Genomic DNA, 24,745 nt, shown 5'->3' on the forward strand with positions numbered 1-24,745 from the left:
TTCACAACACCTTTGTTACTGGGTACAACGTGCAAAAAATGACACTGCTACAAGCATAGTCGATTATCGCGATGGCGCATCCACGCCACCCGCTAAGAATGGGATTAATCTATCAATCATCTGGTCCGCGGCAATGGCTTCACCGAAGTCTGCTGCGGCTATTTCACGTAAAGCGGGCCCTGAAACCTGGGCAAAAACGGTCGCTCCCAACACAAAGTGCAACCGCCAGAACATATCCACTGGGCTAAGGTTAGGATTCGCAACGTGCAAGGCTGCCAGTAAGTTCTGCATCACATCACCAAAATGATCCATGGTGTAGCGACGCAAGTGCCCTTGAATGTCAGCGTAAGCATAACCCAACAAGCTTAAAAATATCGTTGGCCCGTGTTTACGTACTTGCCGCAGCTCATTTAACGGCGAACGAAAACAATCGAACACCGCTCGTGTGGTTACTTGTGGCTGCTCCGAGAGCTTCGCAAGCTCTCGGTCAAGGGCTGGCATCAAAACTTCAAGGTAACGCGCCATAACGGCTTGAATCAGCGCTTTTTTTGAGCCAAAGTGATAGTTGACCGAAGCGAGGTTCACCTCTGCATCTGCGGTAATTTGGCGCAATGATGTTTGCTCAAATCCATGTTCAGCAAACAACGCCTCCGCCGCATTCAGTATTTTATCTTTCGTTGATACTCGCTTTGACATAAAAACGTGTCTCACTTTTTAATTTTGCACGTTTAGAACGCACATTTTAAACATGCGTTTTAATTTAAATCAGTTTGTTTATGAGCGCAAGCCAAAGGATGGGAATATAACAATGACAAAAGCTATGCACGCGGTTTATATCGTGCGACTTAAATAGAAAAGGCGCTCATTGAGCGCCCTTGCTTGTTACAAATAAAATTTTACTTAGTTATTTGTGTCGAGCGCTGCAAAACTTTTGACTAACTCGTCAACAGCCTTCATTTGCTGTAAATAAGGCTCAAGCTTCGCCAACGGGAGCGCGCATGGACCATCGCATTTCGCTTGATCAGGATCTGGGTGCGCTTCAATAAACAAACCAGCTAAGCCCAACGCCATGCCTGAACGAGCAAGAACAGCAGCTTGAGCACGACGACCATCGGCTGAGTCTTCTCGGCCACCCGGCCGCTGTAGCGCATGCGTTGCATCAAACATAACAGGCGCCATTTGTTTCATCTCATCCATACCGAGCATATCAACCACTAAATTGTTATAACCGAAGCAACTGCCGCGCTCACATAAAATAACGTTGTGGTTCCCTGCTTCACCAAATTTCTTAATGATATGACGCATTTCATGGGGTGCTAAAAACTGTGGTTTTTTAACGTTAATCACGGCACCGGTTTCTGCCATTGCTACAACCAAATCCGTTTGACGCGCCAAAAATGCAGGTAACTGAATAATATCCGCAACTTCTGCAACGGCTTTTGCCTGATGCGGCTCGTGTACATCTGTGATTATCGGCACATTGAAGGTGCGCTTTATCTCAGAGAAAATCTCCAAGCCTTTGTCGAGGCCGGGTCCGCGATATGAATGAATCGACGAGCGATTTGCCTTATCAAAGCTTGCTTTGAACACATATGGAATACCCAAACGCGTGGTAACTTCAACATAGTGCTCGGCAATACGCATGGCTAAGTCACGCGACTCCAGCACATTCATACCGCCAAACAAAACAAACGGCAAGTGGTTACCCACCTGCACGTCGCCTACTTTAATCACTTGCGTATTAATCACGTTGTTGTCCTTTCAATTATCCTGCGGCGATCACGCGCAAGATTTGACCACAAATATAGGCCATATAAGTACCGAGTGCATAACCAAATACCGCCAACAATACGCCGACTGGCGCCAGCGACGGGTGAAATGCCGAAGCAACCACAGGGGCTGAAGCTGCACCACCAACATTGGCTTGGCTACCAATAGCCATGTAGAACACAGGAGCCTTCAGTAAACGGGCCACAATCAACATTAAACTGGCGTGAATAATCATCCAAATCGCACCAATTAAAAAGTATTTAGGCACATCCACAATAGCGGTAACGTCCATATGCAAACCAATTGTTGCAACCAGAATATAGACAAACATTGAGCCATATTTTGACGCGCCGACGCCCTCTAATTGACGTACACGCGTGAATGACAACGCCACGCCAACGGTTGTTGCAATAACTATTAGCCAGAAGAACTTCTTGTCCAAACTAAAATCTTTTAGTGCCGGTACATTATCGCCAATAAATGGTGCGATAACATCAGCACCCCAATGCGCTAAACCGGTGACACCAAAGGCTACCGCCACAATAAACATCAGGTCAGGCAGTTTTGATTCACGGCGATGCTCGGCTTCATAATGTTCCATGCGCTCTTTGATCGCTTCAATTGCGCTGGTGTCGGCACCAATACGCTTATCAATCGCTTTATGGTTTGCCGCCATGTACAACAACACCGCCATCCATAAGTTCGCAACAATAATGTCTACGGTAACCATGGCCGAGAAAATTTCACCGCCAACTTCGTACACTTCTTTCATTGCTGCTTGGTTTGCGCCACCGCCTATCCAACTGCCAGCAATGGTTGTCATACCGCGCCACACTGCATCTGGGCCAGCACCACCTAACATTTCCGGGAAGATTACACTCACCAATAGCAGCGCAATAGGCCCGCCAATAACGATACCGACAGTACCCGTTAAAAATAAAATCAGGAGTTTTGGACCAAGACGAAAAATAGCTTTTAGATCTAAGCTTAACGTGAGCAAGACCAGACAAGCTGGCAGCAAGTAATCCATAACCAGCGGATAAATTGCGGTATTGGCGCCATCGACGATACCGAAGGTATTCAATAACGACGGAATGAAGTAACACAGCAGCAGAGCTGGCACCCATTTATAAAATTTTTGCCAAAACGAGTTAGAACTGGATTGGGTATAGAAGATCAAACCAAGAATGGCGGCAAGCAAGCCAAAAATAATACCGTCATTGGTGATCAATGCAGTGTTTTCCACAGGAACCCCTTATTATTAATTTTTTTAGTGAAGGACGTGCTGGGGGGCCGCCCACGTTTCTAATTGCAAGCGCAACATCTGTGCACTTGGATCATCTGGGCATTGTTCGACAAAATACTGGTAGTCGTCAACTGCTGCTTGTTTGCAGTCAAGTTCTTCAAGCACGTAACCACGGTCACGAATTTCATACGGGTCGTCGGGCATGATAGCCAACAGCATATGCACCACGGTCAATGCATTCGCAAATTCCTGATCATGAATCATGGCGTGCTTTAGTTCGGTTAAGTAGCGTACCAGAACAGTTTTTTGATCGGCCGCTTCAAACATATCCCATGAAAACTCGAGGGCATCATCGGTTACATCTTCAAAACGTTCTTGTACTTGCTGGTCTTCAAGCAATTCACCGTGCAGCGGATCAACAAAGTAGCTTTCTTGTTCATGATCAAAGCGCAACAATGGATAACCTGGGAAATCAACCAACTCCAACTGAATACCGGCATAAGCGGCGGTTTCTTGCAGTAATAGGGCCAAACTAATGGGCAACCCAGTGCGATAACTAATCACACGGTCAAGCAGAATGCGCTGCGCCCCAACCACAGGCTCGGGCGCATCACTAAAACCTAATTCAAAATAGAAATCTTGAATCACGGCTTGCAGTTTATCCATACCGTCAAGACTCTCATGACGCTCAGCCATTTCACGAATAAGCTGATAATAATCACTAACGTACTGGTCACTGTCCGAATGAAAGGTGCGACTAATTTCCCACACAATTTCAATGGTAGGTAACATTTCGTGAGCGATATGTTCTAAGTATGAAAAACGCATAAACCCCTAAATTCGTTATTCGTTATTCGTTATTCGTGCGTTCGCTGCGCTCACTGTTCGAACAGCGAAGCGGACGAACAGCGCAGCGGACGATTAACGAATAACGCTTTTGCTCTAATAACGCTTTTGCTTTAAATAAGTGCTTGCTTACTGAACGCGATGTGCAGCAGGAACATAATCCAGCTTAACGCGCCAATAAAGCCGACATAACGTAACCAACTCACACTGGCTTTCATTGCCACAAGACCAAACAAAATATAGCCGACTAAGCCGATAACTTTATTGATCAACCATGGAGTTTCCCAAGGCCACATTTGCCAATGAATGAGCATACCCACAATAGTCAGCAACAAGCCGGTATCAATGATGTGTGGGACTATTTTCACCCACTTTTGGCGACTAATGTTGGCACCAATGCTCACCCAAAAAAATCGAAGCATGAATAATACCACACTTATGGCTACAAAAGTGACATGGAGGTGTTTTAAGGCTACAAATGACATCAAAAACGTCCTTTTTAATCGTTATTATCGGTTAAACGTTGATACGCGGCAGCAATTTGCTGACGCAACTGAGGTTGGTGTTCTAACAACCAATTCTGGTAAAAGCTTAATTCATGTTCCAGCGCATCACGCTGATCAGCAACCCGGATAATATCGCGATATGACCGCAACGACGACATCACACAAGTAAATAATTTCTGCGCGGTAAGCTCAGTCTTCGCTTTGTAATCATTAATATCATAATTGATGACCACTGAGCGCTCCGGTGCTTGACCGGGTTGGCCAGTACGCAACACAATACGGCTGGTGCGGTTGCCAGCGGTTTCGCGAATATAGCGCGCCACCTGTAAGCCGGCATCATCGGTGTCCATCACCACGTCGAGCAAAACTATGGCGATGTCTGGATTTTCATCAACCATTTGCTGTGCTTCTTGACGCGAATAGGCGCTGAGAAAATTCAACCCACGGCCTTCAAACACCAAATCCATTAACGCCAATCGAGTAACCGCGTGCACTTCGCGTTCATCATCAACGATTAAGATCTTCCAACCTGCTTCGGTAGTTTGATCCCGCGTTTCATCATCGCTGTCATGTTCGTCGGCAAAGATAAAATTGTTATCCATCAGTTGCTCTCCATTGCCCCACCGTTATGCGTTCAAGATTAGCATAATCGCGCATACTGTTAACGGCTTCGAACTTGTACGATGCCATTAAGCCGCGAACTGCTGCCGCTTGATTCCATCCATGTTCTACCAACAACCAGCCATCGGCACGTAAAAATCTTCCCGCCTGACTAATAATGTGTTCAATGTCTGCGAGGCCTTGGTTGTCAGCCACCAGTGCACTGCGTGGCTCAAAACGCACGTCGCCTTGTTGTAAATGCGGGTCGCCAGCATCGATATAGGGCGGATTAGAAACAATCGCATCAAATTTATCATTTGCCGGCAAGCCACTGAACCAATCGCTTATTTGGCAGTTTATTGACAACTGCAAGGCACTCGCATTGCTTCGCGCAAGTTCAACCGCGGCAGGTGATTTGTCCACCGCTGTGATGCGCCACTGTGGCTTGCTCGATTTCAAGGCCAGCGCTATTGCGCCCGTACCGGTTCCGAGATCGAGTACTTGTGCGTCATCCGCAAGGCCCAGTGCTAAGGTCTGTTCCACTAAAATTTCAGTGTCTGGTCTAGGAATTAAGGTGCTATCGTTCACGCGCAATGGCAGCGACCAGAACTCGCGCTCGCCCACCAAATGGGCCACCGGCGTTCCCTGTTGGCGCTTAGCCAACAGCTGTTCAAACTGCTGTGTTTGTTCAGCATTTAACTGACGTTCCGGCCATGTATATAAATAAATACGTTCACGCTGCAGGCAAAACGCAAGCAACACTTCGGCATCTAGCTTAGCAGACTCGCTGTGGCTGAGTGCTCGGGTAGCGGTCGCGAGTGCATCAGCTATGCTAACCGGCTGTTGCAAGGTGATCATTGATTCTCTGACAGCGCTGCCAATAAGTCGGCCTGATGCTCTTGCACAATCGCATCCAGAATTAAATCAAGCGAACCGGCAAGCACTTCGTCCAAGCGATATAACGTTAAATTGATGCGATGATCGCTGACGCGGCCCTGTGGGTAATTATACGTGCGAATTCGCTCCGAACGATCACCACTACCGACTAAACTGCGGCGCGTTGTTTGTTCTTCTAACCGACGCTTTTCGTCTTCCGCTTGTTGAATACGGGCCTGCAATACAGACATCGCCTTGGCGCGGTTCTTATGCTGAGAGCGTTCGTCTTGGCACTCCACCACAAAACCGGTCGGAATGTGAGTAATTCGAATTGCGGAATCAGTTCGGTTAACGTGCTGACCACCGGCTCCGGATGCGCGATAGGTATCAACTCGCAAATCAGCCGGGTTTATTTCAATTGCTTCTGCTTCGGGTATCTCAGGCAATACGGCCACGGTGCAGGCTGATGTATGCACACGCCCTTGCGACTCGGTTTCTGGTACCCGTTGTACACGGTGGCCACCCGATTCAAATTTTAATCGTCCGTAAGCGCCATCACCAGACACGTGGGCAATGACTTCTTTGTAGCCACCATGCTCACCTTCACTTGCGCTGACAATGCTAACCTTCCAGCCATGTTGTTCGCCGTAGCGGCTATACATGCGGAATAAATCGCCAGCAAAAATGGCGGCTTCATCGCCACCCGCACCGGCGCGTATTTCCAGATAACACGGGCGGTCATCGTTTGGATCTTTCGGCAGCAATAGAATCTGCAGTTCTTGCTCAAGTTGTTCTTGCTTCGCTTGCGCTTCGTCTAATTCTGCTTTAGCCATTTCGCGCATTTCAGCGTCGTCTTCTTGCATCATTTCGTTAGCAGCCGCTTCGTCAGCCTGCGCCTGCTGATAGCTGGTAAAACACTTCACCAGTTCTTCGAGTTGCGAATACTCGCGCGACAACCCACGAAACTTATCTTGATCGCCAATTACACCAGGGTCACTCAATAAGTGCTGAACTTCTTCATAACGTTCTAATAAAGCTTCTAATTTTCGAATAATCGAAGGATTCATCATGCGGTGAGGACCTTACTCGTCATCTGCTATTAATCGTTGGAATACCGCCAAGGTTTCGTAATCACCGGCAGCCCCAGCTTCACGCATCATTTGCGTTGGCTGATGTAAAAATTGTTTGGTCAGTCGTTGCGCCAATTCATTAATGACGTCTTCCGGAGCTTTCCCCGCAGCAAGTTGATTGCGAGCACGTTGTACCTGCTCATTACTCATGTGCTGAGTGCGTTGGCGAAAGTCACGAATTACATCAACATGGTCTAACTGTCGCAGCCACGCGGTAAACGCTTGGCTGTGCTCACTGATGATAACTTTGGCTTCTGCTGCGGCTTCTTCGCGGTTGCGAAGGTTCTCAGTGATAATGCCTTGCAAGTCATCAACCGTGTACAAGTACGCATCATTGAGTTCGTTAACTTGTTCTTCGATATCACGCGGCACCGCTAAATCAATTAACAACATAGGCTGTCGCCGACGTGCTTTTAACGCGGATTCAATCAAACCCTTACCGATAATTGGCAATGGGCTGGCGGTAGAACTAATCACAATATCAGCTTGCGGTAACAGTTCAGGCAATTCCCCCAAGGTGTGGGCTTGCCCGTCAAATTTATCTGCCACAGCACTCGCTCGCGCCAGTGTTCTGTTGGCAACCATCAGTTGCTTCACGCCATGTTCAGTTAAATGCTGCGCCACCAATTCGGCAGTGTCGCCCGCACCAACTAATAGCACACTGGATTGCGGTAGTTCCGAAAAGATTTGACGCGCAAGATTCACTGCCGCGTAAGCCACAGAAACCGCATTTTCACCCACTTTGGTTTCATTGCGCACGGTTTTTGCCACGCGAAAGGTGCTTTGAAACAAACGTTCGAGCACGGTGCCGACACTGGCTTGATTGCGTGCGAATTGATACGCCTGCTTCACTTGCCCTAAAATTTGCGGCTCACCCAACACCAACGAATCCAAGCCGCTGGCCACGGCCATTAAATGCTCAATGGCTGCATTGTCTTCGTAGATGTAGCAGTGCTCGCGTAATTGCTCCAGCGGTAAGCGATGGTAGCCCGCCAGCCAACCAACCAACATGTCGATTGAGGTTGCGCCTTGGCAATACAGCTCAGTGCGGTTACAGGTTGACAGAATGACTGCTTCGGCCACGCCCGTTTGCTCACGCAACGCTGGCAACGCCTGGTGCAACTGCTCAGGCGAAAAGGCGACTTGCTCCCGTAATGCTACGGAAGCTGTTTTATGGTTAACACCGAGTGCGAAAATGGTCATAATAGCAAAAAATTGCGAGCCTCTGGCTACTGCTAAACGCTGGCAATTGTACGTGAAAGCCCGCATGATGAAAAGCACACGAACAGGGATAGCTTAGCGAATGAAACGTCTTCTATTAGTAGTACTCACAAGCGGTTGGTTAGCTGCCTGTAGCACAGTGCCTGAACCGGTCACCCACAGCGACGTTGATGACCGCGCAGTTGCGGCACAACAACAGCAGTTGGAACAACGGGACCAGTGGCGACTAAAAGGACAAATGGCTTTATTCGACTTGCGTGAGGACAACCGTCATGGGGTTTATGTTGATTGGTTTTCAAGTGCATCAACCCTTACTATGCGGTTTTCTCATCCGTTGCGTGGCACCTTAGCTCGCTTGCACCAACAAGATGGTTTAGCGGTACTTACCGACGAAGACGGCAAAGAATACCAGGCCGAATCAGCTGAACAGTTGCTGTTAGAGTATTTTCAAATGGATCTACCCATAACGGTGATTAACTCCATTGTTATGGGCAAACAGTTGCCGGGCATGATTGACACCCACTATCAGTTGCGCCGACAGGACCAACAGCAACTGGCGTTGCTATCAGATTTTGTCATGATTGCCGCCGACCAACTGTGGCGCGCGCAACTGCGGGAATACACGATGGTTGATGGCACCTTTATGCCACATAGTATTGATTTAACAACCGACGCGTGGCGCCTCAAACTCAAGGTGTCTGCATGGAGCTTTTAACCTTACCCGCGGTCGCTAAACTCAATTTATTTCTGCACATTGTTGGGCAACGCACCGACGGTTACCATAATTTGCAAACCCTGTTTCAGTTTGTCGACTACGGCGATGAACTGACTTTTCAATTAAATTCAAGCGGTCAAATCACGCTCAGTTGTTCCGAACCTGCATTGGAGAGCCCTGCCAATTTAGTGGTACAGGCTGCTCAGTTGCTTCACGAGCAAGCGCACGGTCAGTTATCCGGTATTCACATTCATATCGATAAGAAGCTGCCCTTTGGCGGTGGCTTAGGCGGCGGGTCTTCCGACGCTGCCACCACATTATTGGCGCTGCGACATCTCTGGCAATTACCAATTCCTGATCGCCAGCTCGAGCAGATCGGCCTACAACTTGGTGCCGATGTTCCAGTATTTTTGCGCGGCCATGCAGCTTTTGCCGAAGGCGTTGGCGAACAATTAACACCGGCCACCCCACCCTGCCCGTGGTACCTGATTATTCATCCGGGTGTGCAAATTAGTACGCCAAGTATTTTTAAGCACCCAGACTTAATTCGTAACCACGCACCACTGCAATGGCCGAACTGGAGTTGGGCAAACACCAGCAATGACTGCGAAGTTCTGGTTCGTAAACTTTACCCAGAAGTTGCCAAGGCCCTCGACTGGTTGGTAGAATACGCGCCTTCTCGATTGACCGGCACCGGTGCATGCCTTTTCGGTCACTTCGAAAACGAATTAGATGCCCGTGCTGCGTTGCAAAGGATGCCTGCACAGTGGACAGGATTTGTCGCGCGAGGCCTCAATGAAAACCCGGTCTGCCAGCAATTGCGGCAGGCTTCAACTGTGAACCTAACCAACCAAGATTGAGGTTTAGTGTGCCTGACATGAAGCTCTTTGCTGGCAATGCGACGCCAGAACTCGCCAAAAAAATTGCCGACCGCCTATTTATTAAACTCGGTGACGCCGATGTTGGCCGTTTTAGTGACGGTGAAATCAGCGTTATGATCAACGAAAATGTTCGTGGTTCGGACGTCTTTATTATTCAATCTACCTGTGCACCAACCAACGACAACCTCATGGAGTTGGTAGTTATGGTCGATGCGCTACGCCGCGCTTCTGCTGGCCGCATCACGGCTGTCATTCCATATTTCGGTTATGCACGCCAGGATCGCCGCGTACGTTCTGCGCGAGTGCCAATTACTTCAAAGGTAGTTGCTGACTTTTTATCTAGCGTTGGCGTTGATCGGGTATTAACTGTCGACCTGCATGCCGAACAAATTCAAGGCTTTTTCGATGTGCCAGTAGACAACGTGTTTGGTAGCCCGGTGTTAATGGAACATCTACGCCAGCAAGAATTCCATAATCCTGTGGTGGTTTCACCGGATATTGGCGGTGTTGTACGCGCACGCGCCATCGCAAAATTACTGAATGACATCGACTTAGCAATCATCGATAAACGCCGTCCACGCGCTAACGAGTCGCAAGTAATGCATATCATTGGTGACATTCAAGACCGCGACTGCATCATTGTTGATGACATGATTGATACCGGCGGCACCTTGTGCAAAGCCGCAGATGCACTGAAAAAGAACGGTGCACGCCGCGTATTTGCTTACGCCACGCACCCAGTTTTTTCGGGCAACGCGTTTGAGAACATTCGCGACTCGCAAATTGACCGTGTCATTGTCACTGACAGTATCCCGCTTAGTGAAGAAATGAAGAGCCTGGATAAGGTTCATCAATTGACCTTAAGCGGCATGTTGTCTGAAGCGCTGCGCCGCGTCAGTAACGAAGAATCTATCTCAGCGATGTTCGAGTATTGATTGAATTTCGAGGGCTTCAGTGGTAATATTCCGCGCCCTCGAATAAGCAAGACATATTTTTGAGGAACTTGTCGGGTATTTGGTCGCGAATATCCGGCTTATTTTTATTTAACGGAGACACTCCATATGTCAACTATCGATTTTACTATCCAAGCAGAATTGCGTACGGATACAGGGAAAGGTGCGAGCCGCCGCCTGCGTCGTGCGGAAAAACTGCCTGCAATTTTATACGGTGCTGATAAAGAAGCGATTTCAATCACGTTGGATCACAACAAAGTGAACAACATGGCTGACTACGAAGCATTCTACTCACACATTCTGACTTTGGTTATCGACGGCAAGAAGCACGAAACTATCTTGAAAGACGTTCAACGTCACCCGTACAAGCCTAAATTGACTCACTTGGATTTCCAACGTGTTGTTAAAGGTCAGAAACTGCACACTCACGTACCTGTTCACTTCACCAACGAAGCGACAGCTGTTGGCGTGAAAGAAGAAGGTGGTGTTGTTGTTCACCACGTTGCAGATTTAGAAATCTCTTGCTTGCCAAAAGATCTGCCTGAGTTCGTTGAAGTTGATATCGCGAACTTGAAATTAGGCGAAACCTTGCACTTAACCGACCTGAACATGCCAAAAGGTGTTGAGCTGGTTGAGTTAACTAAAGGCGAAGATCACGACCAAGCAGTTGTTTCAATCACTGCGCCACGTGTAGAAAAAGAAGCGGAAGAAACTGAAGAAGTATCAGCTGAAGTTCCTACTGCTAAAGAAGCGAAAGAAGAAGACAAAGACGCTGAATAAGGTCTTATGTCGACAATTCGCTTACTCGTGGGCCTGGGTAATCCAGGCCCCGAATACTCCCAAACACGTCACAATGCAGGCTTCTGGCTAGTCGAGCAGTACGCTCGTATGCACGGCCATACACTCCAGCCTGACACCAAATTCTTTGGCAATAGCACCCGTATTCAAAAAGGCGGCATGGACTTGCGCGTTTTACAGCCAATGCAATTTATGAATCGCAGTGGTAACGCAGTAGCCAGCCTTGCAAATTTTTATAAAATTGCACCCGAAGAAATCTTGGTCGCTTATGACGAGTTAGACTTGCCTCCTGGCGTTGCTAAATTCAAAACGGGCGGCGGTACAGGCGGACATAACGGCATTAAAGACATTGTGGCTCGCTTAGGTAGCCATGATTTTCATCGCTTACGTATTGGTATCGGTCATCCTGGTGATAAAAGTAAAGTAACCGGATGGGTGTTGGGAAAAGCATCACAAGCTGACCAACTATTGATGGACGATACCATTACGGAAGCCTGCCGCAGCATTGATATCTTGTTGCAACAAGATATGCGCGCGGCACAACAGCATTTACACAGTTTTAAAGCACAGAGAGAGAAATAAGCATGGGATTCAAGTGTGGTATCGTCGGCTTGCCGAACGTAGGTAAATCAACGCTGTTTAACGCGCTGACCAAAGCTGGTATTGAAGCAGCTAACTTTCCTTTCTGTACCATTGAGCCAAATACTGGCGTGGTTGCAGTGCCTGATCCGCGTTTAGATGAACTGGCCGCCATTGTTAACCCGCAACGTGTAGTACCAACCACCATGGAGTTTGTCGACATTGCTGGCTTGGTTAAAGGCGCGTCTAAAGGTGAAGGCCTCGGTAACCAATTTCTTGCCAACATTCGTGAAACGGATGCGATTGGTCACGTTGTGCGTTGTTTTGAAAATGACAACATTGTGCACGTTGCCGGTAAAGTTGACCCCGCTGAAGACATTGAAGTTATCAACACAGAGTTGGCGTTGGCTGACTTGGATAGCGTCGAAAAAGCGATCCATCGTCAAGGTAAAAAGGCGAAAGGCGGCGACAAACAAGCTGCTGCTGAAATTGCGGTACTACAAAAACTATTGCCCGCACTCGAGAACGGCGAAATGGCCCGTTCAGTTGCCCTTAGTGATGATGAAAAAGCCACTATTCGCAGCTACAACCTGTTAACGATGAAACCGACCATGTACATCGCTAACGTGAATGACGACGGCTTTGAAAACAACCCTTACCTCGACAAAGTACGCGCCATTGCAGCCACCGAAAACGCTATTGTGGTTCCAGTTTGTGCCGAAATCGAATCTGAAATCGCTGAACTTGATGACGAAGAGAAAGCTGAATTTATGGCTGACTTAGGGCTAACAGAGCCAGGTTTAAATCGCGTTATTCGCGGCGGCTATCAGTTGCTTAACTTGCAAACTTACTTTACCGCTGGGGTGAAGGAAGTGCGCGCATGGACCATTCCTGTTGGCGCTACCGCACCACAGGCAGCTGGCAAGATTCACACCGACTTTGAAAAAGGCTTTATTCGTGCTGTGGTTGTTGGTTATGACGACTACATTACGCACAAAGGCGAACAAGGTGCGAAAGAAGCTGGTAAGCGTCGTGAAGAAGGCAAAGAATACATTGTGAAAGACGGTGATGTAATCTTGTTCCGGTTTAACGTTTAAAGAGCAAGAGCGATATTAGATATTAGATATTAGATATTAGATATTAGATATTAGATATTGGGTCGATGGGGAGCTGCGGATTAGCGCCCCATTCGGACCATGATCCATCATAAAGCTGCACTTCACTGAAGCCCGCAATGCGCGCCGCAACCAACAAAATACACGCAGTAATACCTGAACCACAGGTTAAAACCAAATGTGGGGATTTTGGGCCAACGAGCGACACAAACATATCTTCGAGCTCCGCCGACTTTTTAAATCTGTTGTCATCCAGCACATCAAGAAATGGTAGATTAAACGACCCACGAATATGACCACTGCGCATTCCTTTGTGCGGCTCTTCTTTTTGGCCCAAATAACGCTCGCGTGAACGTGCATCGATAATGCTGCTAGCCCCGCTTTGCGTTGCTGCTAAAACTTGTTTGGCCGTAACCAACCATTCTTTCTCAAACTTTGCGACAAAGTTTCCACGGGCCGATTTCGGCCGTGCATGTTCGGTATCCGCAGGATAGCTGTCCGCAAGCCATTGCGGTAATCCACCGTCCAAAATATAAACCTGTTTAAAGCCCATCGATTTGAAGATCAACCCAAGCGCGCGGCGACGAGTAAATACCCTGATTATCGTAAAGCACCAAGGTGTCGTCTTTATTAATGCCTAAAGTTTGTGTTGCTAAAGTAACCTGCTCAGCCGTCGGAAATGTATTCGGCAAACTCGTGCTGGTATCTGTAAAATTTTTCTCTAAAGCCATGTCCAGCGAATTTGGTATGACAGTGAGTTCGTTGTATTCAAGGGGAGTACGCCCCGCAACTTTTTTCATGCTTGCATCAAGCACATGCAAATTAGGTTGCGATTTATGTTCAGCCAACCACTTGGTTGTTACTAGACACGATTTATCTGACGTACTCATACCTTATCATTCCATTTGCTAAAGGTTGTTTACTTAGAGCTTAATTGCCGTGCGGGAATCTACAGCTATCAATCATTGATAACCAATAGAAACCGCAATCAACATCGCTATCGCACAAGCAAAAATAAGCTTCAGCATCAGCGGCGCTACAAACTTAAACCAACGTTCGTAAGGCACACCTGCTAAGCCTAATATGCCCATCAACACTGGGTTGGTGGGTACAATCATATTCATCAAGCCGTCGCCCATTTGAAACGCTAACACAGCTATTTGGCGACCAATACCGGCGGTGTCTGCAATCGGAACCATAATCGGCATGGTCACAAACGCCTGACCACTGCCCGACGGAATAAACAGGTTCAACAAGCTCTGGATAATTAACATGCTAACCGCACCAAAATGCGCACCAAAAGCCTCAACTGGCATTGCCAGATAGTAAATAACGGTGTCGAGTACTTGCCCATGCTCCATAATCATTGCAATTGAGCGCGCGAAACCAATCAGTAGCGCAGTTGCAGTTAGCTCCGCGGCCCCTTCAATAAACTTATTGGCCGCATCGTTGGCACCCATGTGTGCGACCAAAGCCGCAAATAAACCAAACCCAAGAAACAGTGCACTGAGTTCAACAAGGTACCAACCGTGTTCTTTGATGCCCCACACCAATAGCCCAAGCACCACGACGAAGCCCATCAAAATAATTTTATGGCGTCCTGTAAGTGCTGGGTAGTCCTCGGCATCAGTGCTTTTAGCAGGAGTTATATCAGCCAGTAGCGAATTATTTGGGTCTGCAGCCACACGCTTCGCATAGCGGTACACATGGTGAAAACCAATGGCGAATAACACCGGCCACAGTGCAAGGCGATACCATAAGCCAGAAGCTGGCGGTACTTCAGCAATGGCTTGTGCGATTAACAGCGTAAACGGGTTGAACAATGACAAGCCGTAACCAATGCCATAGCCAACAATTAAAATTCCCATAGCGGTGATGCCATCGAGCTTTAATGCGCGGCACAATGCCACCAGCATGGCTACAAATATGAGATATTCTTCGGCTACCCCAATCAAGGCCGAAAAAATACCGAAGGTCAGCATACCGCCCAAAATGAGCCAACCGGTTTTATCTGCAAACTTTTTCAGGAGCAAGCCAATCACCGCATCAAGCATTCCTGTCGCGCGCAAGATGCCCATAACACCGCCTATCAACAAGACAAAGAAAATCACGCCTTGCGCATCACCCAGTGCTTGTGGAATAACAGTAAACAGTGTCAGGGGCGACAGTATGGGTTGCTCTGCTAGCACGCTATAGGTGCCAGGCTGCACTACCGTTTGCCCAATGTCATTTACGCTGCGTTCAAATTCTCCAGCTGGAATAACCCAAGTCAGCACCAGTGCGGCAACCATCATGTACATCATGAGAACTAAGGTGTGCGGTATTTTTATTTTTATCATGGGAGAACTAACCTACTCTCTTTAATTGTTATAAATGAATCACTTCCTTATGCATTGCAGCGAGTATAGCAAGTAATCTGTTTTGTGCGCTAACAGGTATCTGTTCGGATTCCATGGCCTGTATCAAATCTTCCACCAGCGCATTAAATTCCGCGCGGGTAATATTCATTCCAAGGTGTACTTCTGGCATCGGCTTACCGGTGTATTCGCAAGGCCCTGCACTTAATTCACAGATGTGCTCGGTCAGCATTTTATGGAAGCGATCAATATCGACATTTTCGAAGTGATGAATAATACGGTCGTCTTCAGCAATTTCGAGTATGAAGGTCTCCATTAATTTGCTGATGCCTTCATATTCACCCAATTCTTGATACAGCGAGCCCTTGTCCGCCTGTGCCAGCGGCGTCATTAACAATCCAAGAGCCAGTATTGCTGTTCGTAACATCATGATGCGCCCCTTAGAATGTGACTTGAATACTGCCGTACATACCGGTCTGGTTATCAGCACCGGCAATCGACTTCAAATTGGTGTAAGCCAAGGCTACCGCAACCCGCTTATTCGGAAACCACCCGATAAACACATCATGCCAATCATGCTCTTCGGCGAAGCTAAGGTTACTCGGTTTTTGGCGGTACTCCACGCCCACAATCCAATGGCGATTCACAAACATACCCACGGAAGCTTCCGCTTGTAGTTTATAACTGTCGTTGCGATCACCACCAAAGCCTAGCAGCCCCATTTCATTGGCTTTGGTAGCCCGCAACGTCAAATTAACCAGCCAGGTTCTATGCCACGGCCCATCCAACCAAGCTTTGGCTGCGCTGAAGTACACATCAGTGCCGCTGTCATCGCGCGCACCAACAGCTTCTGGTAACGCGAAAGTTTTATTGCGTTTGTGCTGCAAGCCAATACTCAGTTGCGGTTCTTGGCCATAAACCAAGTCGCCATAAAGATGATATTTAACCCCGTAGATATCTTGTTTAAGTTCACCGCCCAAACTCACCAAATCAAACTGTTGCCGGGCATAACTGAATTCCCAGCGATTGTCGTAGTTTAACGTGAGTGCACTGACACCGAGTTCATAGTCTTCAACGTTGGCATAATTGTAAGCAACAGTTCCGCCCCACTGCCCCTCTTCGGCATAACTAGAAAGCGTCGCCCAAGGCACTAAACCGCCACCCCCACTGCCCTCCACACTGGTTAACCCGCCAGTTGCCAATAGCTTGCCAAAGTCTGCAGCTGCGGGGCCAGATGCAATTACCGCTATGGTTAGCGTAAACGACTTGACCAGCATTCTGCTAAGGCTCATGGTGAAACTCCTTGATAATCGCGCAGCCACTGTTCGAACTGGGTCGCTGCTAATGGTCGACTAAAATAATAGCCTTGTACCGTATCACACCCCAACTGCTGCAGAATCTGCCATGCGGATTCCTCTTCGATGCCCTCGGCAACCGTGGTTAATTGCAATTCATGCGCCAGCGCCAAGGTTGAGCGCACAATGGTTAAGTCGGCATGACTGTTGGCAATATCTTGTATGAAAGAACGGTCCAGTTTCAGTTCATCAACCGGTAAACGTTTCAGCTGAGCCAACGAAGCATAGCCCGTACCGTAATCATCGATAGCAATTTTAAAACCGGCCTCGCGCAGTTGGGTCAGCCGTTTAATCGCTTGTTCCGGCTCCACCATCACCGCACTTTCCGTTACTTCTAAGGTAATGGATTGTGGCGATAATCCGCGCTTCTGTGCAGCTTCACGCAAAAATTTAACCAAATCCGGCCACTGTAAATCCAATGCTGATAAGTTAATGGCCAGCGCCAGTTGCAGTCCCTGTTCATGCCACAACTGCAATTGATCGAACGCCGCCGTGCAAACCCAGCGAGTCAACCGATTAATTTCACCGGTTTGTTCCGCCAATGGGATGAATTCGTCCGGCCGCACCACGCCGAGGTGTTCATCACGCCAGCGCAGCAGCGCCTCCACACCCAATATACGGCCGTCATTGCAGTTAACCTTGGGTTGGTAGTGCAACTGCAAACGTTGTTCGCGTACCGCGCTTGGCAGTGCCTGCACAATTTGCAAACGACGTAAGTGCTGTTCGTCCATGCCATGTTCGTAGGCCACCGCAAAAGCATTGCGTTGCTTTGCTTGGCGCGCGCAAATTTGAGCACGGCGCAAAATACTATCGGCGTCGTCGCCAATGTTCGGAAAGGTTAAATAGCCGGCACGAAATTCAAGTAAGTAACTGGTTTCATCAAGCCACCAAGGCTGCGAAAGTGTTTGTTCAACGTCGCGAAGCAACGCCTTGGTTTGCGGTTCCGATTGGCCTTCACCAATTAATACAAATTCATCGCCCGCCAAGCGACCAATCCACCACTGTTCGGGAGCACTGTCGCGTAAGCGCTGCGAAATCATTTGCAATAATCGGTCGCCAACTTGTTGACCAAAACGGTCATTCACTTCACCAAAGCGCGCAACATTTAACAACACCACGTAACCGTTTTGCTTGGACTGAATGGCTCGTGATAAATAGTCCCGCAAAGAAACGCGGTTGGGCAGTCCGGTTAACAAGTCATGCTGCAGTTGATACATAATTTGCTGCTCACGCTGCGAAATGCCTTGTCGCATGGTTTCAAACGCTGCGCCTAAAGCGCCAAATTCATCATTGCGTTGCAATGTAATCGGTTGATTATAATCACCGGCCCCAAGCTGCTCGGCTGCGCGGGTCAAACTTGCCACAGGCTGGTTGATTTTTCGAGCGGTGATCATTGCTAACAGGACGGCAAATATCAGCGTTGCCAACGCAATGACCAAGTATTGTTGTTGCAACGTGACAAATTCACTGGTTGCTGCAAATTCGTCGGTACTGAACAGAATGACCAAATTTGGGTCGTTACTCAGAGCATATTGAATATCATTAAAACCCGAAACATTGGCCGCTAAATTTAGATTATCCAATGCCGTATTTAGCGCTATTGCGGGATCTTCGATCTGCGCAAGTATTTCCTCATCAAGGCTACTCGCAAATACGTTGCGCTGCTGGCGGTTCATAAAAGTGATATCAGCATGTGTTAACTGGCGCATTAACACCGCGAAATCATCGTCCACACCGAAACCCAACGTTGCCCAAGCTATTAAATCGGGGGCGCGAACTGGCACCGTAACAATTTGGAAAATTTCATCGTCAACCAACACCAACTGCGCGGCCGATTTGCCTGCGGTAAGGTTCTCGATACTGGGTAAAAGTTGGCTGGTGTGCGTTGCTGCTATTTCTTCGCCGTTGGGTGACTGCAGCACAATAAGGTCGGTACCAATGCGCTCGCCATGGTTAATCAAGGCAGAAATAATTGTATTTTCGTCGCCACTGGCAACCGCCTCACGAAAACCAAAATCGGTGGTTAATACTTCCGCAGCCTGTTGCAGCTGTTGAGCGCGCACGTCCATCAACTCGGCAAACACCCGCTCACTTACTTCCAGTTCACGTTCCAGTGTACGTTCGGATTGTTGTGACGTGGCTAACCACACTGCTACCAGCGAGATAATTAACACCGCGCCTGCCAGCGTCATAAAACTTACCAATAATCGTGACCGAAAACTTTTTATCATCATTTTAGTTATTATTTTTTCGACGATTAAATCGTTGCTGTAACGCCGATGGTGGCGGTGGGTTTTGTGCTTGTGGCAGTACCGGTAAATTGACCGTCAGGTTCGTTTCAGCGTTCACTACCTCAACCACCAATTCGTCAGTAATGGTGTCGGTTAAGCCTGGGTACCAAACATGGAACTGAGACACCCCGTTCGGTAACTCAGCCTGCCCAGCTGCATTCGTTTGCACACTATAACCGTGCGGACTGACATAAATATAGGCTTTCATGTGGTCGTGTATGTTGCACCCCAGCACCACAATACCCGGCTCATCAAAGCGTAGTTCAGGTGCTTGTTGATTGCTATACAGCGGCAGCTCGAAGGGTTTGGTCGGTGAGAATGAGTAAACTTGATGGCGAATGTTGTCGCTATTAGGGAAGCTCACTGAACTACCTTGCGACACGTTAAGCACAAAGGGCGAAAACAGTTTGTCGACTTGATCCATCACGGCATCAGTCACTATTGAATTTTCATTTGTCGCATCAGCAACGCTCACAATGGCGTGCGGCAGCGGCTTACCATTGGCATCCAGTACAGTTACCGTTAGCGAAACTTGCGCCTGAGCGGCACTCGTTGGGCTGCATAGAACAGCAAAAGCTGCAATGAATGCAGTAAAAAACACCGCAGGAATTTGAAACTTGGTCATACTGACCCCATGCTATCTTTGAGTCGGCAGACGATCGATGCTTGCGATCGGTCCAACAGGTTATGTCAAAATGACGTGCCTGATTATAAGTACGACGCTCATTTAGGCTGGATCAGAGTGTACTGATATTTATCAACATATTGCACGTATTAATTGCCGATATCCATACTGACAAAAAAGGAGTCAGACCATGGCAACACGAATAGAAACCGATAGCATGGGTGATATTGAAGTACCCGAACAGGCGCTGTGGCGCGCACAAACGGAGCGCGCCCGACAAAACTTTCAACTCAGCGCGTTACGTTTCCCACCCCAATTTATTCATGCTCTAGCCCACATTAAGGCTGCAGCGGCAGCGGCAAATGCCGAAGCGGATATAATCAGTAATGAACAGGCGCAAGCGATCACTAAAGCCGTTGAATTAATATTAGACGGTAAAGCCGACGATGCCTTTCCGCTGGATATATTTCAAACCGGCTCTGGCACCAGCACCAATATGAATATGAATGAAGTGCTGGCCAGTTTAGCCTTGCGCGAGCATGCTGTTGAGGTTCACCCGAATGACCATGTCAACGCAAGTCAAAGCAGTAACGACGTGATTCCAACAGCTATCTTAGTTAGCAGTGCCATCGCGCTCAAAACGGATTTAATGCCCGCGTTAGCACATTTACGCCAAACCATAGCGACCAAAGCCGATACCTTAACCGACACCATCAAAACTGGGCGTACCCACCTCATGGATGCAATGCCATTGAGTATGGCTCAGGAGTTATCGGCGTGGGCCAGCCAGGTTGCCAATGTTGAACGCGCCCTAACCGATGGTTTGGCGCAGATAGCCGAATTACCGCAAGGTGGCACCGCAATTGGCTCCGGCATTAATGCACCCGATAACTTCGGCGAACGCTTCTGTCATTTTTTGAGTCAACGCACCGCACAACAATTTACAGCCGCCGCGAATCCGTTTGCAGGCATTTCGGGGCAAGAGGTGAATTTATTACTCAGTGGTCAACTCAATGCTTTGGCGACAGTGTTGCTGAAAATCAGCAACGATTTACGTTGGATGAATAGCGGCCCCTTGGCAGGCCTTGGCGAAATAAGCCTTAAAGCTTTGCAGCCAGGCAGCAGTATTATGCCCGGCAAAGTTAACCCTGTGATTCCTGAAGCAGTCGCAATGATCGCCGCACAAGTAGCAGGAAATCATCAAACCATTTCAGTCAGTGCGCAGCAAGGCAACTTTCAGTTAAATGTGATGCTGCCCGTTATTGCGTACAACCAATTACAGAGCATCGAATTACTCAGCAATGCAGCGCGGGCTTTGGCTGACCAAGCCATCGCTGATTTCACTGTAAATCACGAGCGAATTGATGAAGCGCTGGCGCGCAATCCGATTTTAGTGACTGCATTGAACCGTAAAATTGGTTACAACAAAGCCGCCCAAATCGCCAAACAAGCTTATCAACAACAACGTCCAATTCTCGACGTGGCAACAGAGATGACAGACCTGTCACAAGAAGAATTGGCGCAGTTGTTGAATCCGAAAAATTTAATTTAGAAAAAAGGAGTAAACATGTCACAGCATATTGTTATTACAGGCGCTAATCGCGGTATTGGTCTTGCTTTGGCAACCCAATTGCACCAACGCGGTGAGAAAGTTACTGCGGTATGCCGAACCGCTTCAGATGCCTTAAAGAAGTTAGGTGTGAACATTGTTGAAAATATTGATGTGACTGACACCGACAGCATTACCGAGTTAGCCAAGCAGTTGCATGACCAGCCCATTGATATGCTGATTAATAATGCAGGCCTGCTGGAACGCGAATCTTTAGGTAACCTAACCCCACAAACTATCGAAGCACAATTTCGAGTGAATGCCATGGGTCCGTTATTGGTTACCGATGCGCTACGCGATAATCTTAAGCAAGGCAGTAAAGTCATTTTAATTACCAGCCGCATGGGTTCAATGGCGGATAACGGTTCTGGCGCCTATTATGGATATCGTATGAGTAAAGCTGCACTCAACGCGGCCGGTGTGTCACTCGCCAACGACTTAAAAGATGCAGGCATTGCTGTCGCTATGTTGCATCCAGGTTTTGTGCAAACGGAAATGGTCAATAACGCCGGTGATATCAGCGCGGATACAGCAGCTGAACGCCTAATTGCCCGCATGGATGAACTTAACATCGAGTCCACGGGTCAATTTAGGCATAGCAACGGCGATTCGTTGCCGTGGTAACTTTGAGGATATAATCATGTCAACTTCTCGCTCGAGCGTTAATGCCATTATTTTTGCTGTTGCAGCCATCGCTAGTGCAGCGCTATTAAGTTCAGGGCTGACTAGCAGCATAAATAACTTTCGTAGTTTTGATCGGGTCGTCGAAGTAAAAGGCTTAGCCGAGCGAGAGGTGGCCGCGGATACCGCAATTTGGCCCTTAAAAGTGACCCGCGCGGGCAACACACAAAACACCATTTATCAGGAACTCGACCAAGACATACAAGCGATTCGTGCCTTTTTGCTGGTTAATGGCTTTGATGAGAGTGAATTGTCTGTTTCTGCACCTAATGTGTTAGATAAGCTAGCCGAGCGCTGGGCAACCGAAGATGTTGGCCTGCGCTTTACCGGCGACCAAACCATCACCGTATACACTGAAAAAGTGAACCAAGTGCGTGAACTGCGCCAACAACTGTCCGAACTAGGCAAAAAAGGCGTAAGCTTGAGTAGTAATGGCTATGATACGCAGGTTGAATACCATTTTAATGGCCTCAACGCGATTAAGCCGAGCATGATTGAAGAGTCTGCGCGTAATGCCCGTGAGGTCGCATTAAGGTTCGCTGAGCATTCAGACAGTGAATTAGGGAAGATTCGCAGTGCCAATCAAGGTCAATTTACTATTTATGATCGCGACTCGAATACACCGCACCTAAAAATTGTGCGTGTAGTGTCCACTGTTGCGTATCAACTGGTCGATTAGTCGTCGATTAAATAGGCAAACTATCCGTTTTTTAAGCAATCGCACCGAAATCATGGATTTTTTAGGAAAAAGAGGTTGACGGTTTCCCCCCTGATTTGCATAATACGCGCCGCACTCAACGAGTGCAGTTTGATAGAAAATTTGATATTGGCTACGTAGCTCAGCTGGTTAGAGCACAGCACTCATAATGCTGGGGTCGCAAGTTCGAATCTCGCCGTAGCCACCAATCAAATCCCTTTTGGGCGGACGTGGTGGAATTGGTAGACACGCTGGATTTAGGTTCCAGTGCCTCACGGCGTGAGAGTTCAAGTCTCTCCGTCCGCACCAACTCAAACTGTCAGGCGGTATACACAAGTTGGGGTATAGCCAAGCGGTAAGGCAGCGGGTTTTGATCCCGCCATTCCCAGGTTCAAATCCTGGTACCCCAGCCAATCGCCCTTCTCTTCTTGATGCACCCAGTGTTGGGGTATAGCCAAGCGGTAAGGCAGCGGGTTTTGATCCCGCCATTCCCAGGTTCAAATCCTGGTACCCCAGCCATTTTTTCCCCTGTTTGTTGCGGGGGTGGCGGAATTGGTAGACGCGCTAGCTTCAGGTGCTAGTGAGCTAACGCTCGTGGGGGTTCAAGTCCCCCCCTCCGCACCACTTCGGTGGTGAAAACCGCAACAAACATTTAAAACCGTTATTCGTTATTCGATCGCTTCGCTTGTCGTTATTCGTTAAACACGAATAACCAATAACGAATAACGCTTTTCGCTTTTCCTCACTTAATTCCTATCGCTTGCTTGATTAACGCTCGCTTCAGTGGCTTCACCCGATCAACTAACACTAAACCGCTGGCAATTAATGCCCGTGGAATCAAGTGCTGTGAACGAAAGCCGAAGTGAATCGCATCCATCGCGCGCATCATTTGTTGATTTTCGCGCTCGCGTGCACGTTCATAAGCACGCAATGCTGCAGCTACCGGTTGTTGATCATTCAACTGGCTAAGCAATTCTTGAACGTCCGCAAACCCAATATTAACGCCCTGCCCAGCTAATGGGTGAATACTATGTGCTGCATCACCAATCAGTACGACTGAGTTGTGTGCGTGATATCTTAAAGCGCGCTGACGCCTAAGCGGAAAGCTCGCGAATCGCGATACCTTGTGGTCACCAATATGTGGGGCAAAGGTTTCGTACAGTGCGCGATGAACCTGCTGCGCATCGCCACTAAGTTGCTGCCACTCCTGCTCACTGCGGTAATCAATCAGGCACGCCTGGTGAGTACCCAACGGCAATAACGCAAATGGTCCAGCTTCACGAAACACTTCCCATGTTGCAGGCTGGATCGGCTCACTGACATCAGCAATTGCCAACAAGCAGCGCATGTCATAATCCCAGCCGCGCATGGCAATACCTGCGGCTTTCGCAACTTGCGAATTTGAACCATCAGCGCCAACCAGTAAGTCGTAAGGGAGTTGCTCACCGGTGTCTAGCTCAACCCGTTGCGCTGGCAGCTGCATATTGACCACGCGCGTTGAGCTTAAACAGCGCACGCCATGTTGGTTCAGAAGCTGCCATAAGCTCTGTTGCAATGCATTGTTTTCAACCATTGCCCCGAGTGCTTCGGCGTTAACTTCGCTGGCCGCAAAATTAACGCGTATACCATCACGGCATTCAACCGCTAAATCGGTGTAACAAAACCGCCGCTCAGGGCGCACATCAACCCACACGCCAAGTTCATTTAGCCAGGCGACATTACGTTGATGAATTGAAGAAATTCGCAAATCCCAGTCACCTGTACTGGTAGCTGGTTTACCCGCCTCAATCACGGTTACGTCATGGCCGCTTTGCGCGAAAGCCAATGCCGCTGAAGCTCCCACCATGCCACCACCGATTACGACAATTTGCATCTCTATAATCCACTGAATCGT

The 24,745-nt window shown here is 48.3% G+C and carries 26 protein-coding genes and 5 tRNA genes; 14 read left to right on the forward strand and 17 right to left on the reverse strand.

Annotated elements, in window-relative coordinates:
• Positions 1 to 63 precede the first annotated feature (63 nt).
• The 9 genes from psrA to hemA form a co-directional block, all read right to left on the reverse strand.
• The gene (gene psrA, locus EGC76_RS00300) at positions 64 to 696 is read right to left on the reverse strand and encodes a TetR family transcriptional repressor PsrA (protein WP_128351034.1); all 633 of its coding nucleotides are present in this window, start codon (positions 694 to 696) and stop codon (positions 64 to 66) included.
• A 204-nt stretch (positions 697 to 900) separates the two neighbouring features.
• Complete coding sequence (gene kdsA / locus EGC76_RS00305) at positions 901 to 1,746, reverse strand: 3-deoxy-8-phosphooctulonate synthase (RefSeq protein ID WP_128351383.1); 846 nt, start codon at positions 1,744 to 1,746, stop codon at positions 901 to 903.
• 19 nt (positions 1,747 to 1,765) lie between these two features.
• A complete protein-coding gene (locus EGC76_RS00310; protein WP_128351035.1) occupies positions 1,766 to 3,016 on the reverse strand; it encodes a DUF819 family protein in 1,251 nt (416 codons plus the stop codon).
• A gap of 24 nt (positions 3,017 to 3,040) precedes the next feature.
• Positions 3,041 to 3,844 carry a SirB1 family protein gene (locus EGC76_RS00315; protein ID WP_128351036.1) on the reverse strand — a complete coding sequence of 268 codons (804 nt, stop codon included), beginning with the start codon at positions 3,842 to 3,844 and terminating at the stop codon, positions 3,041 to 3,043.
• A 131-nt stretch (positions 3,845 to 3,975) separates the two neighbouring features.
• Positions 3,976 to 4,347: a SirB2 family protein gene (locus tag EGC76_RS00320; protein ID WP_128351037.1), complete on the reverse strand. Its 372-nt coding sequence runs from the start codon at positions 4,345 to 4,347 to the stop codon at positions 3,976 to 3,978.
• 14 nt (positions 4,348 to 4,361) lie between these two features.
• Positions 4,362 to 4,970 (reverse strand): response regulator, encoded by a 609-nt coding sequence (locus EGC76_RS00325; RefSeq protein ID WP_128351038.1) that lies wholly within the window; start codon positions 4,968 to 4,970, stop codon positions 4,362 to 4,364.
• Positions 4,963 to 5,826, reverse strand: a complete 864-nt coding sequence (gene prmC, locus EGC76_RS00330) for a peptide chain release factor N(5)-glutamine methyltransferase (RefSeq protein ID WP_128351039.1) — start codon at positions 5,824 to 5,826, stop codon at positions 4,963 to 4,965. The genes EGC76_RS00325 and prmC overlap by 8 nt, the downstream gene beginning before the upstream one ends.
• Entirely contained in the window at positions 5,823 to 6,911 is a 1,089-nt protein-coding gene (prfA, locus tag EGC76_RS00335) for a peptide chain release factor 1 (protein WP_128351384.1), read from the reverse strand. Before prfA ends, prmC begins: the two co-directional genes overlap by 4 nt.
• A gap of 15 nt (positions 6,912 to 6,926) precedes the next feature.
• Positions 6,927 to 8,177: a glutamyl-tRNA reductase gene (hemA, locus tag EGC76_RS00340; protein ID WP_128351040.1), complete on the reverse strand. Its 1,251-nt coding sequence runs from the start codon at positions 8,175 to 8,177 to the stop codon at positions 6,927 to 6,929.
• A 100-nt stretch (positions 8,178 to 8,277) separates the two neighbouring features.
• On the opposite strand from hemA, the gene lolB reads away from it, so the two are divergent.
• The 6 genes from lolB (at position 8,278) to ychF (ending at position 13,218) form a co-directional block, all read left to right on the forward strand.
• Positions 8,278 to 8,910 carry a lipoprotein insertase outer membrane protein LolB gene (gene lolB, locus EGC76_RS00345; protein ID WP_128351041.1) on the forward strand — a complete coding sequence of 211 codons (633 nt, stop codon included), beginning with the start codon at positions 8,278 to 8,280 and terminating at the stop codon, positions 8,908 to 8,910.
• Entirely contained in the window at positions 8,898 to 9,770 is an 873-nt protein-coding gene (ispE, locus tag EGC76_RS00350; protein ID WP_128351042.1) for a 4-(cytidine 5'-diphospho)-2-C-methyl-D-erythritol kinase, read from the forward strand. Before lolB ends, ispE begins: the two co-directional genes overlap by 13 nt.
• An 8-nt stretch (positions 9,771 to 9,778) precedes the next feature.
• Entirely contained in the window at positions 9,779 to 10,726 is a 948-nt protein-coding gene (locus EGC76_RS00355; RefSeq protein WP_128351043.1) for a ribose-phosphate pyrophosphokinase, read from the forward strand.
• Positions 10,727 to 10,852: 126 nt separating this feature from the next.
• The gene (locus EGC76_RS00360; RefSeq protein ID WP_128351044.1) at positions 10,853 to 11,524 is read left to right on the forward strand and encodes a 50S ribosomal protein L25/general stress protein Ctc; all 672 of its coding nucleotides are present in this window, start codon (positions 10,853 to 10,855) and stop codon (positions 11,522 to 11,524) included.
• A 6-nt stretch (positions 11,525 to 11,530) separates the two neighbouring features.
• Positions 11,531 to 12,124 (forward strand): aminoacyl-tRNA hydrolase, encoded by a 594-nt coding sequence (gene pth / locus EGC76_RS00365; RefSeq protein ID WP_128351045.1) that lies wholly within the window; start codon positions 11,531 to 11,533, stop codon positions 12,122 to 12,124.
• Between the two features lie 2 nt (positions 12,125 to 12,126).
• On the forward strand, positions 12,127 to 13,218 hold the full coding sequence (gene ychF, locus EGC76_RS00370; protein WP_128351046.1) for a redox-regulated ATPase YchF: 1,092 nt from the start codon (positions 12,127 to 12,129) through the stop codon (positions 13,216 to 13,218).
• A gap of 43 nt (positions 13,219 to 13,261) precedes the next feature.
• Here ychF and EGC76_RS00375 read toward each other — a convergent pair whose 3' ends face one another.
• From EGC76_RS00375 to EGC76_RS00405, 7 genes are all read right to left on the reverse strand, one after another.
• A complete protein-coding gene (locus EGC76_RS00375) occupies positions 13,262 to 13,789 on the reverse strand; it encodes a sulfurtransferase (protein WP_128351047.1) in 528 nt (175 codons plus the stop codon).
• Positions 13,779 to 14,126 (reverse strand): rhodanese-like domain-containing protein, encoded by a 348-nt coding sequence (locus tag EGC76_RS00380; protein WP_128351048.1) that lies wholly within the window; start codon positions 14,124 to 14,126, stop codon positions 13,779 to 13,781. The genes EGC76_RS00375 and EGC76_RS00380 overlap by 11 nt, the downstream gene beginning before the upstream one ends.
• 72 nt (positions 14,127 to 14,198) lie before the next feature.
• Positions 14,199 to 15,575, reverse strand: coding sequence for a YfcC family protein (locus EGC76_RS00385; protein ID WP_128351049.1), 1,377 nt, complete (start codon positions 15,573 to 15,575; stop codon positions 14,199 to 14,201).
• A gap of 28 nt (positions 15,576 to 15,603) precedes the next feature.
• Positions 15,604 to 16,023 (reverse strand): group I truncated hemoglobin, encoded by a 420-nt coding sequence (locus tag EGC76_RS00390; RefSeq protein ID WP_128351050.1) that lies wholly within the window; start codon positions 16,021 to 16,023, stop codon positions 15,604 to 15,606.
• A gap of 10 nt (positions 16,024 to 16,033) precedes the next feature.
• Positions 16,034 to 16,885, reverse strand: coding sequence for a DUF3034 family protein (locus EGC76_RS00395; protein WP_128351051.1), 852 nt, complete (start codon positions 16,883 to 16,885; stop codon positions 16,034 to 16,036).
• Positions 16,882 to 19,140 carry a bifunctional diguanylate cyclase/phosphodiesterase gene (locus tag EGC76_RS00400; RefSeq protein ID WP_164876764.1) on the reverse strand — a complete coding sequence of 753 codons (2,259 nt, stop codon included), beginning with the start codon at positions 19,138 to 19,140 and terminating at the stop codon, positions 16,882 to 16,884. The genes EGC76_RS00395 and EGC76_RS00400 overlap by 4 nt, the downstream gene beginning before the upstream one ends.
• Before the next feature lie 43 nt (positions 19,141 to 19,183).
• Positions 19,184 to 19,864 carry a methylamine utilization protein gene (locus EGC76_RS00405; protein ID WP_128351053.1) on the reverse strand — a complete coding sequence of 227 codons (681 nt, stop codon included), beginning with the start codon at positions 19,862 to 19,864 and terminating at the stop codon, positions 19,184 to 19,186.
• A 190-nt stretch (positions 19,865 to 20,054) separates the two neighbouring features.
• Here EGC76_RS00405 and EGC76_RS00410 point away from each other — a divergent pair, with 190 nt between their 5' ends.
• From EGC76_RS00410 to EGC76_RS00445, 8 genes are all read left to right on the forward strand, one after another.
• Complete coding sequence (locus tag EGC76_RS00410) at positions 20,055 to 21,416, forward strand: class II fumarate hydratase (RefSeq protein ID WP_128351054.1); 1,362 nt, start codon at positions 20,055 to 20,057, stop codon at positions 21,414 to 21,416.
• A gap of 15 nt (positions 21,417 to 21,431) precedes the next feature.
• Entirely contained in the window at positions 21,432 to 22,097 is a 666-nt protein-coding gene (locus tag EGC76_RS00415) for an SDR family oxidoreductase (RefSeq protein WP_128351055.1), read from the forward strand.
• A gap of 16 nt (positions 22,098 to 22,113) precedes the next feature.
• Complete coding sequence (locus EGC76_RS00420; RefSeq protein WP_128351056.1) at positions 22,114 to 22,833, forward strand: SIMPL domain-containing protein; 720 nt, start codon at positions 22,114 to 22,116, stop codon at positions 22,831 to 22,833.
• A gap of 149 nt (positions 22,834 to 22,982) precedes the next feature.
• Positions 22,983 to 23,059, forward strand: a tRNA-Met gene (locus EGC76_RS00425).
• Positions 23,060 to 23,075: 16 nt separating this feature from the next.
• Positions 23,076 to 23,160 (forward strand) — tRNA-Leu (locus tag EGC76_RS00430).
• A 29-nt stretch (positions 23,161 to 23,189) separates the two neighbouring features.
• Positions 23,190 to 23,264 (forward strand) — tRNA-Gln (locus EGC76_RS00435).
• Positions 23,265 to 23,295: 31 nt separating this feature from the next.
• Positions 23,296 to 23,370, forward strand: a tRNA-Gln gene (locus EGC76_RS00440).
• An 18-nt stretch (positions 23,371 to 23,388) separates the two neighbouring features.
• A tRNA-Leu gene (locus EGC76_RS00445) sits at positions 23,389 to 23,475 on the forward strand.
• Positions 23,476 to 23,593: 118 nt separating this feature from the next.
• Here the strand turns inward: EGC76_RS00445 and EGC76_RS00450 are convergent.
• The gene (locus tag EGC76_RS00450; RefSeq protein WP_128351057.1) at positions 23,594 to 24,724 is read right to left on the reverse strand and encodes an FAD-dependent oxidoreductase; all 1,131 of its coding nucleotides are present in this window, start codon (positions 24,722 to 24,724) and stop codon (positions 23,594 to 23,596) included.
• Between the last annotated feature and the right edge of the window lie 21 nt (positions 24,725 to 24,745).

It is taken from the genome of Pseudidiomarina gelatinasegens (genome assembly GCF_004025325.1).
Taxonomy (GTDB): Bacteria; Pseudomonadota; Gammaproteobacteria; order Enterobacterales; family Alteromonadaceae; genus Pseudidiomarina; species Pseudidiomarina gelatinasegens.

What these genes read in the sequence shown, in the direction of transcription:
- ychF (WP_128351046.1), top strand. Translation starts at nt 12,127, where the DNA reads ATGGGATTCAAGTGTGGTATCGTCGGCTTGCCGAACGTAGGTAAATCA.
- EGC76_RS00450 (WP_128351057.1), bottom strand. Translation starts at nt 24,724, where the DNA reads ATGCAAATTGTCGTAATCGGTGGTGGCATGGTGGGAGCTTCAGCGGCA.
- EGC76_RS00320 (WP_128351037.1), bottom strand. Translation starts at nt 4,347, where the DNA reads ATGTCATTTGTAGCCTTAAAACACCTCCATGTCACTTTTGTAGCCATA.
- EGC76_RS00400 (WP_164876764.1), bottom strand. Translation starts at nt 19,140, where the DNA reads ATGACGCTGGCAGGCGCGGTGTTAATTATCTCGCTGGTAGCAGTGTGG.
- psrA (WP_128351034.1), bottom strand. Translation starts at nt 696, where the DNA reads ATGTCAAAGCGAGTATCAACGAAAGATAAAATACTGAATGCGGCGGAG.
- EGC76_RS00420 (WP_128351056.1), top strand. Translation starts at nt 22,114, where the DNA reads ATGTCAACTTCTCGCTCGAGCGTTAATGCCATTATTTTTGCTGTTGCA.
- EGC76_RS00395 (WP_128351051.1), bottom strand. Translation starts at nt 16,885, where the DNA reads ATGAGCCTTAGCAGAATGCTGGTCAAGTCGTTTACGCTAACCATAGCG.
- ispE (WP_128351042.1), top strand. Translation starts at nt 8,898, where the DNA reads ATGGAGCTTTTAACCTTACCCGCGGTCGCTAAACTCAATTTATTTCTG.
- pth (WP_128351045.1), top strand. Translation starts at nt 11,531, where the DNA reads ATGTCGACAATTCGCTTACTCGTGGGCCTGGGTAATCCAGGCCCCGAA.
- EGC76_RS00385 (WP_128351049.1), bottom strand. Translation starts at nt 15,575, where the DNA reads ATGATAAAAATAAAAATACCGCACACCTTAGTTCTCATGATGTACATG.
- EGC76_RS00415 (WP_128351055.1), top strand. Translation starts at nt 21,432, where the DNA reads ATGTCACAGCATATTGTTATTACAGGCGCTAATCGCGGTATTGGTCTT.
- EGC76_RS00325 (WP_128351038.1), bottom strand. Translation starts at nt 4,970, where the DNA reads ATGGATAACAATTTTATCTTTGCCGACGAACATGACAGCGATGATGAA.
- prmC (WP_128351039.1), bottom strand. Translation starts at nt 5,826, where the DNA reads ATGATCACCTTGCAACAGCCGGTTAGCATAGCTGATGCACTCGCGACC.
- EGC76_RS00405 (WP_128351053.1), bottom strand. Translation starts at nt 19,864, where the DNA reads ATGACCAAGTTTCAAATTCCTGCGGTGTTTTTTACTGCATTCATTGCA.
- lolB (WP_128351041.1), top strand. Translation starts at nt 8,278, where the DNA reads ATGAAACGTCTTCTATTAGTAGTACTCACAAGCGGTTGGTTAGCTGCC.
- prfA (WP_128351384.1), bottom strand. Translation starts at nt 6,911, where the DNA reads ATGAATCCTTCGATTATTCGAAAATTAGAAGCTTTATTAGAACGTTAT.
- EGC76_RS00390 (WP_128351050.1), bottom strand. Translation starts at nt 16,023, where the DNA reads ATGATGTTACGAACAGCAATACTGGCTCTTGGATTGTTAATGACGCCG.
- EGC76_RS00315 (WP_128351036.1), bottom strand. Translation starts at nt 3,844, where the DNA reads ATGCGTTTTTCATACTTAGAACATATCGCTCACGAAATGTTACCTACC.
- EGC76_RS00360 (WP_128351044.1), top strand. Translation starts at nt 10,853, where the DNA reads ATGTCAACTATCGATTTTACTATCCAAGCAGAATTGCGTACGGATACA.
- hemA (WP_128351040.1), bottom strand. Translation starts at nt 8,177, where the DNA reads ATGACCATTTTCGCACTCGGTGTTAACCATAAAACAGCTTCCGTAGCA.
- EGC76_RS00380 (WP_128351048.1), bottom strand. Translation starts at nt 14,126, where the DNA reads ATGAGTACGTCAGATAAATCGTGTCTAGTAACAACCAAGTGGTTGGCT.
- EGC76_RS00410 (WP_128351054.1), top strand. Translation starts at nt 20,055, where the DNA reads ATGGCAACACGAATAGAAACCGATAGCATGGGTGATATTGAAGTACCC.
- EGC76_RS00375 (WP_128351047.1), bottom strand. Translation starts at nt 13,789, where the DNA reads ATGGGCTTTAAACAGGTTTATATTTTGGACGGTGGATTACCGCAATGG.